The organism is Burkholderia sp. HI2714 (genome assembly GCF_002223085.1).
In the GTDB taxonomy this organism is placed as follows: domain Bacteria; phylum Pseudomonadota; class Gammaproteobacteria; order Burkholderiales; family Burkholderiaceae; genus Burkholderia; species Burkholderia lata_D.
In genome coordinates this window covers 463273-478924 of record NZ_NKFM01000035.1, presented here as the reverse complement: position 1 = coordinate 478924, position 15652 = coordinate 463273, and the positions used below count along the sequence as shown (strand labels likewise).

Sequence of the window (15652 nt, the reverse complement as noted above, 5' to 3'; positions counted from 1 at the left end):
TTTTCGGTTCAGTTAAGAACCGGTCGCTCACTCAAAGCTGACAGGAATATGAATCACTTCATAAACCTGACTTACTTTAGTGTGAGACTCTTGATACTTTCGCTATCTGATCCGAGGATCAGCTCGCCTTCATCAAGCGCCCACACTTATCGGCTGTTAATTTTTAAAGAGCATTCTGCGAGGAACTTCGTGTTTCTCAGCAGCGCTGCGTTTTCAGCAGCAGAGAAGCGAGATTATGAACCGTGTTTCGCAGCTCGTCAACAACTTTTTTACTGCATCGTTGCGACTGCGGGGCTCAACTTCCAGGCCGGCTGCGCGCTCCAGACTGCTGCGCACCGCCCACCCTGCTTCCCTTCTCCCGCGCTGCGTTTCCGTTAGCGTGAAAGAGGCGTGATTGTAGGCAGCCTCTTCGATCTGCGCAAGGGGTTTCTCAAAAAATATAAGGCCCCGCACGCTGGCGCGTGCGGGGCCTTATACAAGCAGCCGAACCGTCAGGCCGCGCGCACCTGGCGCGCAACGATCTCCATATAGTGATCGAGATCCGGCGTCGCCTTGCCTTCTTCCTTCGCCGTATCGTCCCAGCGGCGCAGACGCAGCGCGTCCTCCGCGAACGGGCGCTGCAGGAACGCCGCCGTCTCCTCTTCACTGAAGATGCCGCCCTGCAGCGCGAGGCTGCGCACCGAGTCCGGCGACAGGCTCTCGAAGTAGCCGGCGTCCGTGCGGCACAGGCAGCGCTTCGCGTCGACGTGCAGCCGGATCGGCTCCAGCACCGCGTCGGAAAACAGCGGCCGCAGGAACGGCAGCACGTAATACTGATGCAGATCGTCGATCCCGCGCGCGCTCGGCGTCTCGCCCTGGCGATTCAGCAGATGCCCGAGGTCATGCAGGAATGCCGCCGCGACCAGCGCTTCGTCAGCCCCCGCCTCTTCGGCCAGCAATCCGCTCTGCAATGCATGCTCGAGCTGCGTGACCGGCTCGCCGCTATAGGCCACATGGCCATGCTCGCGATACAGCCCGTGGATCTCTTCCACCGTCAATGCCATTCATTCACTCCCAAGGCAGCGAAAACGTCTTCAGGTTCGTGAAGCTCTTCATCGCCTCCTGAACGCCTTCCTTGTAACCGAGCCCCGAATCCTTGATCCCGCCGAACGGCGACAGCTCGATCCGGTATCCGGGCACTTCCCAGACATTCACCGTGCCGACGTTCAGCTCGTTCACGAACCGCACGACCGCCGCCGTGCTGTCGGTACAGACGCCCGACGACAGTCCGAACGCCGTCCCGTTGCTGATCCGGATCGCGTCGTCGATCGTATCGAACGCGATCACCGGCGATACCGGCCCGAAGGTCTCCTCGCGCACGATCGTCATCGATGGATCGACGTTGTCGAGCACGGTCGGTGCATACAGCGCGCCGCGCCGCACGTTGCCGGTCAGCAGGCGCGCGCCCTGCGCGACCGCCTCTTCCACGCGCGCCTCGAACAGCCGCGCCGCTGCCTCGTCGATCACCGTGCCCATTTCGTTGGCGGGATCGAACGGATCGCCGTACTTCCATGCGCGCGTCTTCTCGACGAGCAATTCGGTGAACGCCGGCGCGATCGAACGCTGTACCAGCATCCGCTTGACAGCAGTGCAGCGCTGGCCCGAATTCCGATACGAGCCGAGCACGGCCAGCGACGCCGCGCGTTCGAGATCCGCATCGTCGAGGACGATCAGCGGATCGTTGCCACCCAGTTCCAGCACGATGCGGCGGTAGCCGGCCCGCGCGGCAATCGCCTTGCCGATCGCCACGCCGCCCGTAAAGGTAATCAGCGACGCATGCGGGTGCGTGACGAGTTCGTCCGCGATCTCGCGCGGCTCGCCGGTCAGCACCTGCAGCATCGGCTCCGGCAGCCCGGCTTCATACAGCAGATCGGCCAGGTAGAACGCCGACAGCGGCACCTTCTCCGACGGCTTCACGATCACGCGGTTGTTGGTCGCGATGGCCGGCGCGATCTTGTGCGCCACCTGGTTCATCGGATGATTGAACGGCGTGATCGCGACGATCACACCGTCGAGCGGCTGCCGCTGCGAGAACACGCGGCGCGCCTTGCCGTGGGGCGTCAGGTCGCACGAGAAACTCTGCGCGTCGTCGCGCAGCGCCTCGACCGCCGCAAACTTCAACACGTCGGCCACGCGGCCGATCTCGTAGCGGGAGTCCTGTTTCGACAGCCCCGATTCGAGCGTGATCAGGTCGGACGCTTCCTCGGTGCGCTCGCGCAACAGCGCGGCCGCACGCTCGAGGATCTGCGAACGCTCGTACCGCGTGAGCTTCGGCCGGTACGCCATCGCGTAGTCGAATGCCGCGCGCACATCGTCGACGCTCGCCAGCGGCGCCGTCCCGACGCGTGTACCCGTGTAAGGATCCGTGACGTCGAGGGTGCGTTCCCGCGTCGCGCGCGTGCCGCACCAGCGCAGCGCCTCCGCGCGAAACGCCGGGTGATCGTGTCGGGGATGAGCCATCATGCCGCGACCCGGTTCAGCACGAAATCGAACACGTCGAAGTTGCGCGGCCGACGCTCAGGATCGGCCGGCTCGATACGGCGATTGAACAACAGCGGTACTTCCTGCTCCGACACGCCGCCATGCGAACGCAGCGGCACCGTGAGGCCCGACAGATCGTGTTCGCGCTCGCGCGTGCCGAGCGTCATGTCGCGGCGGCCGATCACGACGAGATCGCCGATCCGGTCGGCCGGCAGCTCGAAACGGGCGGCGGCCTCCGCGTTGTCGAGCACGAGTTCGACGCCGTCGAGGTCGCCGACACGCCACATCGCCTCGGCCCGGTCGACGCCCGGCGCCAGATAGATGGTCGCAAACGAGCCAAGCGCGCCGTGGTGCACGACGTACGGATCCGTGATCGGCAGGATCACGCGCGCAGCCTGCGCGCCGTACCAGCCGTCGAACGCATCCTGCAGATAGATGACGTTCGGCCGGCCCGTCGCGGGATCGTGCTTGGCGTTCATCCCGTGGTCGGCGGTGAGGCCGATCGCCCAGCCGAGCGCGTCGAGCTGCGCAAGGTAACCGTCCATCATCGCGTAGAACGCGTTCGCGCCGGCACTGCCCGGCTCGCACTTGTGCTGCACGTAATCGGTGGTCGACAGGTACATCAGGTCGACCTGGCGCGTCTGCGCAAGCCGCACGCCGGCCGCGAACACGAATTCGGACAACGCCGCGCTATAGACGTCCGGCGAAGGCAGGCCCACCCAGTCGAGCACGTCGACGATCCCGTTTTCCGCGAGATTCGCCTGCGCGGCCTTCTCGGCCGAAAAGCAGATGCCGTTCAGCTGCCAGCCGAGCAGCCGGCGCCGCTTGTCCTTCGCCGTCACGACGGCGACCCGCGCACCGGCGTCGGCCGCCGCCGCGAGCAGCGTGCCGGCCCGCAGGTAGGCCGGGTCGTTCATCATGACTTCGGCGCCGCGCCCGCCGTCGGCGGCCGGATCCCAGAAGTAGTTGCCGCAGATGCCGTGGACCGACGGCGGCACGCCGCAGACGATCGACAGGTTGTTCGGGTTGGTGAAGGTCGGCACGACGCAATCGGCGCGCCAGGCCGTGCCTTCCGCGATCATCCGGCCGATGAACGGCGCGACGCCCGCTGCCACCGCCCGTTCGAGATAGTCGTACTCGCAGCCGTCGACGCAGACGACGACGGTCGGCTCGACCGGCAGCCGGTAGTGCCGGCCGTTGACGTCGACGGAACGCCCCGCGAGCCCCGTCGATGCGCCGGCTGCCGACGCTTCGCCAGGCTGGCGCAATGCGAACGCGGCGTTCATGATGCCACCCGCTTGCCGCGCGGCACGCGCGCGGCGATCAGCAGCAGCGCCGCGAGCGACGCGCCGAGCATCAGCAGCGACAGTGCCGAGGCCGGAAGGTAATACCCGCGCTCCACCTGGCCGATCACGACGATCGGCACGGTGGCGAAGCCGGGCGGATAGACCGTGAGCGTCGCGCCGAGCTCGCCGAGCGACAGCGCGAAACCGAGCGCGAGGCTCGCGCGCAGCGCCGGCACGAGCTGCGGCAGCAGCACGCGACGCAGCACCATCGCGGGCGGCGCACCGAGGCTCGCCGCCGCTTCGCGCAGCACGGTCAGTTCCGGACGGAGCGCGGCGGCCGCGCAGCGATAGCAGAACGGCAAAATCAGCGCGAGCTGCACCAGCACGACGATTGCCGCCGAGCTCGACAGGTCGACCGGCTTCTGGTGATACGCGATCAGCACCGCGAGCCCGAGCACGACGCTCGGCACGCCGTTCGGCACCATCACGAGCGCATCGACCACCGCGCCGAGGCCGCGCCGGTCGCGCCCTTCGAGCGCCAGCGCAAGCCACAGCCCGAGGATCGTGCCGACTGCCGACACGCCGAAGCCGATTTCCAGGCTCGTCAGCAGCGCGTCGTATTCCGGCGACCCGAGCCGCTCGAACCAGCGCAGGCTGTAGCCGGCCGGCAGGATCGTGCCCGACCACTGCGTCGACACGCTCGACAGCGCGACGACGATGACGGGCAACACGAACAGCCAGAAGCACGCGAACGCGGCCAGCGCGAGCGCCACGCGCGACGCATGCTTGAGCACCGTGTCGCCCCAGCCGATCTGGTGGCGCGGCACGGCTTGCCCGATACGAAATTCAGCGGACATCGTTTCCTCCCGTCGCACGCCGGTTCACCCGGCGATAAACCGCATACAGCGCCAGCGACAGCGCGAGCATCACGACCGCGCCGGCCGACGCGGTCGGCAGGTCGAGGTCGACGGTCGCGCTGCTGTAGATCGCAACCGGCAGCGTCACGAGCCGCGCGCTGCCGAGCACGAGCAGAATCCCGAATTCGTTCAACGTCAGCAGGAAACACAGCACGGTACCGGCGGCGATGCCCGGCCACGCGATCGGCAGCACGACGCGGCGCGCCAGCATCCAGCCGGACGCGCCCAGGCTGCGCGCGGCCTCGATCAGCCGCAGGTCGAGTGTCGCGAACGACGCGAGCGTCGGCCGCACGACGAACGGCGTATAGAACACGGTCTGCGCGAGGATCACGCCGCCGATGCCGAACAGGAAATCGAGCGGCGGATTCTCGAGATGGAACAGGTGCTGCAGCGCGATGCTGATCGAGCCTTGCGAGCCGTACAGGAAGATCAGCGTGAACGCGACGAGGAACGACGGGAACGCGACGTACAGTTCCAGGAAACGCGTGACGAGCGATGCGCCCGGAAACGGCTTGAAGAACAGCAGCGCGGCCAGCAGCACGCCGAGCACCGACGCGGTGCCGGCGCTCGCGAACAGCACGCCAAGTGTGGTCAGCAGCACGCTGCGCGTATCGGGGTTGCCGAAGAACGTGCGGTATGCGGCGAAACTCAGCCCGTGGTCGCCCGACACGCTCAACAGCACGAGCCGCACCAGCGGATAGACGACGAGCGGGCCGAGCAGGACGATCGCGAGCGCGGCCAGGTGCAGGTCGCCCATGCGCTTGCGGCGCCGCGCGGCGGCGGCGTGCGCGGCGGCCGACGCGAGCACGTGCGGCGGCAGGCCGGCTTCAGGGCTCGATAAGGACGACATCGTCTGCCTCGCAATGCAGGGAAACGCGCGCACCGCGCTCGGGAGCCGCACCGCGGCCGCGTTGCATCGTGACGCGCACGGGCTCGTCGGGGGCCGCATCGATCGTGACCGCGATCGACAGGTCCGCGCCCTGCCATTCGACGGACGACACCGTGCCGTGCAGCCCGCCCGCGGCCGGCGGCATCAGGGTCAGGCGCTCGGGGCGCACGCAGGCCACCTTGCCGCGCACTTCGTGGCGCGGATCGCCGAGCGGGAAGATCACGTGCGGCGGCAGCAGGTTCGCCGGACCGAGATAGCGTGCGACGTAGCCGTCCTGTGGTGCGTCGTACAACTGCTGCGGCGTACCGAGCTGCGCGATGTGGCCGTCGCGCATCAGCAGCGCGCGATCGGACAGCACGAGTGCATCGTCGCGGTCGTGCGTCACGCAGACGACGGTCAGGTTCGGCAGGCGCTCGTGCAGCGCCTTCAGTTCGCTGCGCACCGATGCGCGCAGGTTGGCGTCGAGCGCCGACAGCGGCTCGTCGAGCAGCAGCACGTCCGGCTCGATCACGAGCGCGCGCGCCAGCGCGACGCGCTGCTGCATCCCGCCCGACAGTTGCGCGGGCAGGTGATGGCCCGCATCGCCGAGCTGCACGAGCTTCAGCGCGTCGGCGACGCGGCGCGTCACTTCCGACGACGCCATGCCGCGTGCGCGCAGCCCGAATGCGACGTTCTCGAACACCGTCAGGTGCGGGAACAGCGCGTAATTCTGGAACAGCAGACCGAGGTTGCGCTTGTGCGGCGGCGCATAGGTCAGGTCGCGTCCGGCAACGGTCAGCGTACCGGTCAGGCCGTCGGCCTTCACGAACCCGGCGATGAAGCGCAGCAGCGTGGTCTTGCCGCAGCCGCTCTTGCCGAGCACGGTCAGAAATTCACCGGCACCGATCGACAGCGACAGATCTTCCAGCACCGTGCGTGCGCCGTAGCGCACGCTCAGGTGTTCGATCTGCACGCCGCCCGGCGCGCCGGACCGCAGCATTGCCTGCGGTTCGGCGGCGCCGAATGCGCCGGGATGGGTCAGGGTGGTTTCCACCGGGTTCATCCTCTTGCTCACAAATACAGGCGGCGTGCGCCGATCACTTCGGCTTGACGACGTCGAGCTGCTTGCCCGAGCTGCCGATCACGTCCTTCTTCCAGCGCTCGATCCACACCGGCTTCTTCGCCATCACCTGGGTCCAGTCGACCGGGATCAGCTTCACGCCCGCGATCGCCTTCTTGACCGCTTCGCCGTTCTTGCCGGCCAGCGGCACGTCCGTGCGGCCCGGGATGCCGTACATGTCCGGGACCTTCGACTGCACGTCCGTCGACATCAGGTAGTCGATCAGCTTCTTGCCGGCGTCCTGGTTCGGGCCGCTCTTGATCAGGCCGATGCCGTACGGGAGCTGGAACGTGGTCGGCTGGTCGCCGTCCTTCGCAGCCAGGAAGATCGGCTTGACGGACAGCGCGCCGTGTTCGGCATCGTCGAGGTCCATCTGCAGGTCGCCGTTCGCGACGCTGATTTCGTTACGCGACAGCAGCACGTTCAGGTAGCCCGTGCCCTTCGTGTGGAACTTCACGCTCTGCGACAGCTTCGCGAGGTAGTCGAACGCCTTGTCCTCGCCCATCAGCGATGTCGTCAGGATCAGCACGGCCATCCCGTCGCCGGCGGTGGCCGGGTTCGAGTACGCGACCTTGCCGGCGTAGGTCGGCGCAAGCAGATCCGCAAACGTCTTCGGCTGGCTCTTCACGACGTCCGGGTTGATCGCGAACGAGAAGTAGTTGTTCACGAACGTCGCCCACGTGCCGTCTTCAGCCTTCGCGATGGCCGGCACGTTCTTGTAGTTCACGCTCTGGTACGGCTGCAGCAGGCCCATCTGGCCAGCTTGCTGAATGAACGGCGGCAGCGTGACGATCACGTCGGCCTTCGGGGAGTTCTTCTCGATGTTCGCGCGGTTGACGACTTCACCGCTGCCCGCCGTCACGATGTTGACCTTGACGCCTTCCTTCTTCTCGAAAGCCGGCAGCACATCGCGATAGAGGTTCTCGAGACCGTCTGCCGTATACAGCACGACCGCGCTCGCCGCATGGGCGGGCAGCGCGGCGCCCATCAGACCGGCGACGCTGGCGGCCAGCGCAAGCTTGCGGAACGCGCCGGCAGCGGCGCGCGAGGGTTTCTGCAGTGTCATCTGACTTCTCCGTAGGCTGAACACCAAATGGCCGGGGCACGATCCGGCTCTCCTGTTATCTCTGGGCGGGGCCGTTCGACGGCCCGCCTCGCTGCCGCGCCGAGGTGAGGTTTCGCGCGGCAAGCGAAGGATCACAGCGTTCGATGACAAACCCGTGACGAATGCGGCAATTTCCAAAAAATGACACATTTTGCCAATATCATGCAAGTCATTCAGAAATGCCGCCCGGCGTTTCTTCCGATCTTTGCAAGGGAAAAGCCATGTCCGATCCGATTCTTCTTACGCCTGGCCCGCTTACCACGTCCGCCACAACGCGCCACGCAATGCAACATGACTGGGGCTCGTGGGATGCCGCCTTCAATCAACTGACGGCCAGCGTCTGCGCAGATCTCGTCGCGATCGCGCACGGCGGCGACGAGTACGTGTGCGTGCCGATGCAGGGCAGCGGCACGTTCTCGGTCGAAGCCGCGCTCGGCACGCTGGTGCCGCGTGACGGCGTCGTGCTGGTGCCCGACAACGGCGCGTACTGCGCACGCATCCTGAAGATCCTCGGCCGGCTCGGTATCGAAGCAATCGAGTTGCCGTTCGGCGAGGACGCGGCCGTCGATCCGGCCTCGATCGAAGCCGCGTTCGTGCGCGAGCCGCGCATCACGCACGTCGCGCAGGTGCATCTGGAGACGAGCGCCGGCATCCTGAACCCGCTCGACGACATCGCCGCCGTGTGCCGGCGCCACGGCAAGCGGTTGATCGTCGATGCGATGAGCTCGTTCGGCGCGCTGCCGATCACGCTGGCCGGCAGCGGCATCGATGCGCTGATCTCGGCGAGCGGCAAATGCCTGGAAGGCGTGCCGGGGATGGGGTTCGCGATCGTGCGGCGCGACGCGCTCGACGCGAGCGAAGGCAACTCGCCGTCGCTCGCGCTCGATCTCCACGATCAGTACGCATACCTGCGCAAGACGGGCCAGTGGCGCTTCACGCCGCCGACGCACGTGATCGCCGCGCTGCGCGCCGCGCTCGACCAGTATCTCGCCGAAGGCGGCCAGCCGGCGCGTGGGGCGCGCTATGCGGACAACTGCCGGACGCTGGTCGAATCGATGCACGCGCTCGGCTTCACGCCGTTCCTCGATCCGAGCGTGCAGGCGCCAGTGATCGTCACGTTCCACGCGCCCGATCACCCGGCCTACGATTTCCGCCGCTTCTACGACGCGGTGCGCGACGCGGGCTTCATCCTGTATCCGGGCAAGCTCACGCAGCTCGAGACGTTCCGTGTCGGCTGCATCGGCGCGATCGACTCGAACGATATCCGGCGCGCGGTTGCGGCGATCGCGCAAGCGGTCGAATCGCTCGGCATCGCCGTGCAGCGCGCATAAGCGCCGTACCACGCCAGCCGGAAAATCCGCCGGCCGCGCACGCAAAAATCTATGGTCAGCCCGATTTTTGCAAGCGAGGCAGTGTTGACCTAAAGTGGACTTGCTCGAATCTATCCGGGGTCGCGGATGGGAAAGATCCCGCCCCATGATGGGAGCCGCGCCGGGCAAACCTCAAAAAGCCCACAGCATTGAGGTGCTGTTTTTTGTGTCAGGTTACTTGCCCGGCCGTTGAGTCGTTTATGCCTTCACGTATCTCGCGTCGCAAAACCAGAGGTGACTACTGAAGCTGAAGCCGTAAGCGATAGGAAGCGTCAGACTGAGGGAACAGCCTCGATGCTCCGGTAGTGTGTCCCTTTGGCGAGGATGGCCCAGGCGATCCTCGCCAGTTTGTTGGCCAGGGCACAGGCCACCACGTTCGAGTGTCGTCGCGCCAACAGGCTGCGAATCCAGACGCCCAATGCATCCGTGCGGTGCTCGATGCGCTGCATGATGGCCCGCGCACATTGCACCAGCAGCCGTCGCAGTTCCTTGTCGCCACGCTTGCTGATGCCCAGTAGCGTTGGTTTGCCGCCGGTGCTGTACTGCCGCGGCACCAGACCGACCGAAGCTGCAAACTGCCTTGCTGAGCCATATTGCCGGGCATCGCCCAACTCTGACATCAACACGCTGGCGGTCATCGGGCCAATGCCAGGAATCTCGAGCAGTCGTTCGCTGCGTTCATCCTCGTGTAGCTGGGTAAGCAACTCACGTTCGAGCTGGTGGATCTGCTCGTCCAGATACTTGAAGTGCGCCTGCAAACGTTCGAGCACGACCACCAGCCTCGGCGGCAACGATTCTGCCTCGAGCACGGCAGGCAGTCGCCGGATCACTGCCATGCCGCGCGGCAAGCCGATACCGAACTCCAACAGAAACGCATGAATCTGATTGATCGTGCCGGTGCGGTCACGCACCAGCCGCTCGCGCACACGGTGCAAGGCTGAAACGATCTGCTGGGCTTCGTTGTGCGGGCTCACGAAACGCATGCTCGAACGAGCGGCTGCTTCGCAGATCGCCTGGGCGTCCGCGAAATCGTTCTTGTTGCCTTGCCGGAACGGTTTGACGAATTGCGGAGAAATCAGCTTGGCCTCATGGCCCAGCGCTTGAAGTCCACGTGCGATCCAGTGAGCACCGGCGCAGGCCTCCATGACCACAATGCAACGCGGAAAATTGCCCAGCAGCGTGAACATCTGGCTACGCGTGAGCTTTTTACGGAACACCATCCTGCCTGACGCATCCTGTCCATGCAGGTGGAAGCAGTGCTTGCCGAGATCGATTCCGATCAGCGATACCGTGTCCATGATGGCCCTCCAGAAGGACAAAATCCTCACTCAGCGTAGTCCACTGAGTGAGGATCGGGCTGACCATCCTATTAAGCCCGGCGGCCTTGCGGCTGCCGGGCTAACGCTCGGGATGTGCGTGGAGCCGGTGCTTACAGCTCGATCCGCTTGATGTCGCCGACCACGAAGATGTACGACGCCGCACCGATCAGCGCGATCACGCCGATGAACACGAGCGCGCCGACGAACGAGCCGGTCGACGCGACGATGAAGCCGACCACGAGCGGCGTGACGATGCCCGCCAGGTTCGCTGCGAAGTTGAAGATGCCGCCCGTGACGCCGAGCAGGCCGTCCGGCGCGATGTCCGACACGAGCGTCCAGCCGAGTGCGGCCATCCCCTGCGCGAAGAATGCGACCGACATGATCGCGATCACGGCCTCGTTGCTCTGTACGTAGTTCGCGAGAATGATCGTCGACGCGAGCAGCAGGCCGGCGATGATCGGCAGCTTGCGCGCGAGGTTCGCGGACTTGCCGCGACGCAGCAACCAGTCGGAGAAGATCCCGCCGAACATCACGCCGACCGACGCGGCGATGAACGGCATCACCGCGAAGAAGCCGATCTTCAGCCAGCCCATGTGGCGTTCGGTGGCGAGGTAGGTCGGGAACCAGGTCAGGAAGAACACGAGCGTCGAATTGCCGGCGAACTGGCCGAGGCAGATGCCCGCGAGCTGGCGCTTCTTCACCAGTTGGCCGACCATCGACCAGCTGAACTTGGCCTGCGCCGGCTTGTCACCCTTGTCGCCGCTCTTGCGCGCACCATGCACGAGACCGCCGCCCGCCTCGATATAGGCCAGCTCCTCCGAATTCGCACCCGGATGGTTGCGCGGCTCGTGATAGAACTTCCACCAGACCAGGCCGAACACGATACCCACCGCGCCGACGACCCAGAACAGCGAGCGCCAGCCGAACGCACCCATCAGCGCGAACAGCACCGGGCTGAAGAATGCGAGGCCGATGTACTCGCCGACGGTGTAGGTACCCGTCGCCATCGCACGCTCGTTCTGCGGGAACCACGTCGCGACGACGCGGCTGTTGGTCGGGAAGCACGGCGCTTCCGTCACGCCGAGGCCGAGCCGGCAAGCGAGCAGCGTCGCGACGCCCGGCACGAAGCCTTGCAGGAACGTGCACAGCGACCACAGCGTCATCGACCAGTAATAGGTGATCTTGCTGCCGAAGCGGTCGAGGAACAGGCCGCCGGGAACCTGCATCGCGACATACGTCCACGAAAACGCGGAAAACATGATGCCCATCACGGCCGCGTTGATGCCGAGCTCCTTGGTGAGCTGCGGCGCAGCCACCCCCAGCACGGTGCGGTCGAGATAGTTGATCATCGTGCCGATCGCGAGCAGCGCGAGAATCTTGTAGCGCGCCGAAGTGCGCCGGACGGTGCCGGACGCCTGCGCCGGCGCGGCGCTCGTGTGGGTGGTGTGCTGCATGGTCGTCTCCTGGTCTCTTTCTGTGTCTGCAAGGGGGTCAGCGCGCGACGAGCGACTGAAAGTGATCGAACATCCGCTCGGCGTCGGGCGTGCGTCCGGTGAAGATCTCGAACGCGTCGACCGCCTGGTAGACGGCCATCCCGCCACCCGGCAGCGTGGCGCAGCCGGCCGCGCGCGCCGCGTGGATCAGTTCGGTTTCGAGCGGGAAGTACACGATGTCGGCCACCCACATGGCCGCGTGGAGCAGCTCGGCCGGCAGCGGCAGGCCCGGATGCTTGGCCATGCCGGTGGGCGTGCAGTGGATCAGGCCTGTCGCGGCGCGCATCGCGCTCGCGAGATCGCCGCCGGGCGCGACCCGGGCCGCGGGAAAGCGCTCCTGCAGTTCGGCCGCGAGCGCGGTGGCGCGCGTGCCGTCGACATCGAAAATCGTCAGTTCGGCCGCGCCCATCTGCAGCGCCGCATGCGCCACGGCCGCGCCCGCACCGCCCGCGCCGAGCTGGACGACGCGTTCGAGCGACGCATCGGGCAACCCGCGGCGGAACGATTTCGCGAAACCCGACCAGTCGGTGTTGTGGCCGATCCGCTTGCCGTCCTTGAACAGCACGGTGTTCACCGCGCCGAGCGCGCGCGCATCGTCCGACAGTTCATCGAGGTGCTCGATCACGCGCTGCTTGCACGGGTGCGTGATGTTCAAGCCGTTGTAGCCCATCCGCTGCGCGGCATCGAGCAGTTGCGGCAGTGCGTCGACGGTCACGCCGAGCACGTCGAGATCGATGCGCCGGTAGACATAGCCGAACCCCTGGCGGAACCCTTCTTCCTCGTGCATCGCGGGCGACAGCGAGCCGCCGATGCCCTGGCCGATCAGGCCGATCAGAAACGACGGGCGGCTCATCGTGCGGCCCCCTGCGCGAACAGCGTCGCCAGACGCTGCAGCGCGAACACGTAGCCTTCGGTGCCGCAGCCGCAGATCACGGCTTCGGCGAGCGCCGACACGTAGGAATGGTGACGGAACGCCTCGCGGCGATGCACGTTCGAGATATGCACTTCGATCACCGGCTTCGCGATCGCGGAAAGCGCGTCGGCCAGCGCCACCGACGTATGCGTATAGGCAGCCGGGTTGATCACGATGCCGTGCGTGTCGTGACGCGCGGCGTGCAGCCAGTCGATCAGCTGGTGCTCGGCGTTCGACTGGCGGAAGTCGATTTCCAGCCCGAGCGCCTCGCCCGCCGTACGGCAGCGCTGCTCGAGGTCGGCGAGCGTTTCCGCGCCGTAGATATGGGGTTCGCGCGTCCCCAGAAGATTCAGGTTCGGGCCGTTCAGCACCAGCACCTTGTGCTTGCTCATGGTGATTCTGCTCCTAAAACAGGGGCGGACCGTGACCGGCATCGCCTCGAAAACATCGGAATTTGGCGCTAGTGTGCGCCCGGGAACGCGGGCTGTCTTTTCGGGTTTTCGCTAATTTGTACCACCTAGTTAGTTTGTACAATACGTATCACTAGCCCAGTAAATTCGGGATATGGTGTTCAGCGGAAGTTCAACGACTGGTTCATTCAGGGTCGATTCAACCGACGCCATGCCCCGCTCATCCGCAGGAACCGCCCATGCAGCGCTCGATCGCCACCGTGTCACTGTCCGGCACGCTCGCCGAGAAACTCGCCGCCGTCCAGGCCGCAGGCTTCGACGGCGTCGAAATCTTCGAAAACGACCTCGTCTACTTCGATGGATCGCCGGCCGACGTCCGGCGCATGGCCGCCGATCTCGGCCTCGACATCGTGCTGTTCCAGCCGTTTCGCGACTTCGAGGGGGTAAGCGCGGCCCAGCTCGCCCGCAACCTCGACCGGATCAAGCGCAAGTTCGACGTGATGCATGCGCTCGGCACCGACCGCATCCTGGTGTGCAGCAACGTGTCGGCCGACACGATCGCGGACGACGGGCTGCTCGTCGACCAGCTCGGCGCGCTTGCCGAAGCCGCACGGCAGGCCGGCGTGGTCGCCGCGTACGAAGCGCTCGCGTGGGGCCGCGTCGTGAAGCGCTACGGCCATGCGTGGAAACTCGTGAATGCCGTGAACAGCCCGCACCTCGGCCTGGCGCTCGACAGCTTCCATACACTGTCGCTCGACGATTCGCCGGACGCGATCGCCGACATCCCCGGCGACCGGATCGCGTTCGTGCAGATCGCCGATGCGCCGAAGCTCGTGATGGACGTGCTCGAATGGAGCCGCCATTTCCGCTCGTTCCCGGGCCAGGGCGACTTCGACCTCGCACGCTTCACCGCGCGCGTGATCGAGTCGGGCTATACGGGGCCGCTGTCGCTCGAGATCTTCAACGACGGCTTCCGTGCGGCGCCGACCGCGATCACGGCTGCCGACGGCCATCGCTCGCTGCTTTATCTGGAAGAACTGACGCGCGAACGGCTCGCGCAGGACGGCCGCGCGCCGGCCGCCAGCCAGCCTCTGTTCGCGCCGCCGGCGCCGCCCGCACACGTCGGGTTCCAGTTCATCGAATTCGCGGTCGATGCGCAGGCGGCGGCGACCGTCGGCGAATGGCTCGGCCGGATGCGCTTCCGGCTCGCGGGCCGCCATCGCTCGAAGGACGTGACGCTGTTCCAGCACGGCGCCGCATCGATCGTGCTGAACGCCGAGCGCGACTCGTTCGCCGATGCGTTCTTCCAGCAGCACGGGCTGTCGCTGTGCGCATCGGCATTCCGCGTCGACGACGCGAAAGTGGCGTTCGAACGCGCGGCAGGCTTCGGCTATGCGCCGTTCTCCGGCCGCGTCGGGCCGAACGAGCGCGTGCTGCCGAGCGTGCAGGCGCCGGACGGCAGCCTCGAATACTTCGTCGACGAAGCGCCGAACGCGCCGACGCTGTACGAATCGGACTTCGTGCTGACCGACATCGACGGCCCGAGCGAAGTCGGCCCGCTGACCGGTATCGACCACGTGTGCCTTGCGCTGCCGGCCGACGCGCTCGATACGTGGATCCTGTTCTTCAAGACGGCATTCGGCTTCGAGGCCGAGCGCAGCTGGCTCGTGCCCGACCCGTACGGGCTGATGCGCAGCCGCGCGGTGCGCAGCGCCGACGGCTCGGTGCGGATCGCGCTGAACGCGTCGGTCGACCGGCACACGGCGGTTGCCGAATCGCTCGACCGCTACCACGGGACGGGGCTGAACCACGTCGCGTTCCGCACCGACGACATCGTGAAGACGATCGCCGCATTCGCGGCCGACGGCATTCCGTTCCTGCGCATTCCGCCGAACTACTACGACGATCTCGCCGCACGCTACGCGCTGCCGGACGAGCTGATCGACACGCTGAGCACGCATCACCTGCTGTACGACCGCGACGAGCACGGCGGCGAATTCCTGCATGCGTATACAGAACTGGTCGATAACCGCTTCTCGCTCGAGATCGTCGAGCGGCGCGGCGGATATGACGGTTACGGCGCGACGAACGCGGCCGTGCGGCTCGCCGCACAGGCGCAGCGCAGGAAATGACGACAGGACGCTGACAGGGATTCAAGGAGCACATCGCATTCGCGGCCCGCGGCGACTTCGAAGGACCGCACCCGCGCGCACCATCGTGGTGAATCGCCCGGCCGCGCCCCTGCCCGCACGGCTCGCCGCGATCGGGCGGGAAACCGCATCCCCTATGGCGTTACATCCGGTAACCCGTACCGCAGCGCAGCATCCCGTC

General features: G+C 66.3%; 13 protein-coding genes. 2 read left to right on the top strand and 11 right to left on the bottom strand.

The window, feature by feature from the left end; all coding sequences use genetic code 11:
• Window positions 1-491: 491 nt before the first annotated feature.
• The 7 genes from CFB82_RS20220 to phnS are packed head-to-tail and all read right to left on the bottom strand — an operon-like array spanning window position 492 to window position 7777.
• Window positions 492-1043: a phosphonate degradation HD-domain oxygenase gene (locus tag CFB82_RS20220; protein ID WP_089475711.1), complete on the bottom strand. Its 552-nt coding sequence runs from the start codon at window positions 1041-1043 to the stop codon at window positions 492-494.
• Window positions 1044-1047: 4 nt separating this feature from the next.
• Entirely contained in the window at window positions 1048-2502 is a 1455-nt protein-coding gene (gene phnY, locus CFB82_RS20215; RefSeq protein ID WP_089485001.1) for a phosphonoacetaldehyde dehydrogenase, read from the bottom strand.
• Window positions 2499-3806: a phosphonoacetate hydrolase gene (gene phnA / locus CFB82_RS20210; RefSeq protein ID WP_179255428.1), complete on the bottom strand. Its 1308-nt coding sequence runs from the start codon at window positions 3804-3806 to the stop codon at window positions 2499-2501. The genes phnY and phnA overlap by 4 nt, the downstream gene beginning before the upstream one ends.
• Window positions 3803-4663 (bottom strand): 2-aminoethylphosphonate ABC transport system, membrane component PhnV, encoded by an 861-nt coding sequence (gene phnV / locus CFB82_RS20205; protein WP_059487360.1) that lies wholly within the window; start codon window positions 4661-4663, stop codon window positions 3803-3805. Before phnV ends, phnA begins: the two co-directional genes overlap by 4 nt.
• Entirely contained in the window at window positions 4653-5573 is a 921-nt protein-coding gene (locus CFB82_RS20200) for a 2-aminoethylphosphonate ABC transporter permease subunit (protein WP_069252528.1), read from the bottom strand. The genes phnV and CFB82_RS20200 overlap by 11 nt, the downstream gene beginning before the upstream one ends.
• Window positions 5551-6654 (bottom strand): 2-aminoethylphosphonate ABC transport system ATP-binding subunit PhnT, encoded by a 1104-nt coding sequence (gene phnT / locus CFB82_RS20195; protein WP_089485000.1) that lies wholly within the window; start codon window positions 6652-6654, stop codon window positions 5551-5553. Before phnT ends, CFB82_RS20200 begins: the two co-directional genes overlap by 23 nt.
• Before the next feature lie 34 nt (window positions 6655-6688).
• A complete protein-coding gene (gene phnS, locus CFB82_RS20190) occupies window positions 6689-7777 on the bottom strand; it encodes a 2-aminoethylphosphonate ABC transporter substrate-binding protein (protein WP_069252530.1) in 1089 nt (362 codons plus the stop codon).
• 260 nt (window positions 7778-8037) lie between these two features.
• Between phnS and CFB82_RS20185 the strand changes: the two genes are divergently transcribed.
• A complete protein-coding gene (locus tag CFB82_RS20185; RefSeq protein WP_089484999.1) occupies window positions 8038-9147 on the top strand; it encodes a 2-aminoethylphosphonate--pyruvate transaminase in 1110 nt (369 codons plus the stop codon).
• Window positions 9148-9458: 311 nt separating this feature from the next.
• On the opposite strand, the gene CFB82_RS20180 is transcribed toward CFB82_RS20185, so the two are convergent.
• The 4 genes from CFB82_RS20180 to aroQ form a co-directional block, all read right to left on the bottom strand.
• A complete protein-coding gene (locus tag CFB82_RS20180) occupies window positions 9459-10484 on the bottom strand; it encodes an IS110 family transposase (protein WP_089484998.1) in 1026 nt (341 codons plus the stop codon).
• Window positions 10485-10615: 131 nt separating this feature from the next.
• On the bottom strand, window positions 10616-11959 hold the full coding sequence (locus tag CFB82_RS20175) for an MFS transporter (protein ID WP_089484997.1): 1344 nt from the start codon (window positions 11957-11959) through the stop codon (window positions 10616-10618).
• A gap of 37 nt (window positions 11960-11996) precedes the next feature.
• Window positions 11997-12851, bottom strand: a complete 855-nt coding sequence (locus CFB82_RS20170) for a shikimate dehydrogenase (protein ID WP_089484996.1) — start codon at window positions 12849-12851, stop codon at window positions 11997-11999.
• The gene (gene aroQ, locus CFB82_RS20165) at window positions 12848-13303 is read right to left on the bottom strand and encodes a type II 3-dehydroquinate dehydratase (protein ID WP_089484995.1); all 456 of its coding nucleotides are present in this window, start codon (window positions 13301-13303) and stop codon (window positions 12848-12850) included. The genes CFB82_RS20170 and aroQ overlap by 4 nt, the downstream gene beginning before the upstream one ends.
• A gap of 257 nt (window positions 13304-13560) precedes the next feature.
• Between aroQ and CFB82_RS20160 the strand changes: the two genes are divergently transcribed.
• Complete coding sequence (locus tag CFB82_RS20160; RefSeq protein WP_069252535.1) at window positions 13561-15453, top strand: bifunctional sugar phosphate isomerase/epimerase/4-hydroxyphenylpyruvate dioxygenase family protein; 1893 nt, start codon at window positions 13561-13563, stop codon at window positions 15451-15453.
• The last annotated feature ends 199 nt before the right edge of the window (window positions 15454-15652 follow it).

What these genes read in the sequence shown, in the direction of transcription:
- CFB82_RS20200 (WP_069252528.1), bottom strand. Translation starts at nt 5,573, where the DNA reads ATGTCGTCCTTATCGAGCCCTGAAGCCGGCCTGCCGCCGCACGTGCTC.
- phnT (WP_089485000.1), bottom strand. Translation starts at nt 6,654, where the DNA reads ATGAACCCGGTGGAAACCACCCTGACCCATCCCGGCGCATTCGGCGCC.
- phnS (WP_069252530.1), bottom strand. Translation starts at nt 7,777, where the DNA reads ATGACACTGCAGAAACCCTCGCGCGCCGCTGCCGGCGCGTTCCGCAAG.
- CFB82_RS20170 (WP_089484996.1), bottom strand. Translation starts at nt 12,851, where the DNA reads ATGAGCCGCCCGTCGTTTCTGATCGGCCTGATCGGCCAGGGCATCGGC.
- phnY (WP_089485001.1), bottom strand. Translation starts at nt 2,502, where the DNA reads ATGATGGCTCATCCCCGACACGATCACCCGGCGTTTCGCGCGGAGGCG.
- phnV (WP_059487360.1), bottom strand. Translation starts at nt 4,663, where the DNA reads ATGTCCGCTGAATTTCGTATCGGGCAAGCCGTGCCGCGCCACCAGATC.
- aroQ (WP_089484995.1), bottom strand. Translation starts at nt 13,303, where the DNA reads ATGAGCAAGCACAAGGTGCTGGTGCTGAACGGCCCGAACCTGAATCTT.
- CFB82_RS20180 (WP_089484998.1), bottom strand. Translation starts at nt 10,484, where the DNA reads ATGGACACGGTATCGCTGATCGGAATCGATCTCGGCAAGCACTGCTTC.
- CFB82_RS20220 (WP_089475711.1), bottom strand. Translation starts at nt 1,043, where the DNA reads ATGGCATTGACGGTGGAAGAGATCCACGGGCTGTATCGCGAGCATGGC.
- CFB82_RS20175 (WP_089484997.1), bottom strand. Translation starts at nt 11,959, where the DNA reads ATGCAGCACACCACCCACACGAGCGCCGCGCCGGCGCAGGCGTCCGGC.
- CFB82_RS20185 (WP_089484999.1), top strand. Translation starts at nt 8,038, where the DNA reads ATGTCCGATCCGATTCTTCTTACGCCTGGCCCGCTTACCACGTCCGCC.
- phnA (WP_179255428.1), bottom strand. Translation starts at nt 3,806, where the DNA reads ATGAACGCCGCGTTCGCATTGCGCCAGCCTGGCGAAGCGTCGGCAGCC.
- CFB82_RS20160 (WP_069252535.1), top strand. Translation starts at nt 13,561, where the DNA reads ATGCAGCGCTCGATCGCCACCGTGTCACTGTCCGGCACGCTCGCCGAG.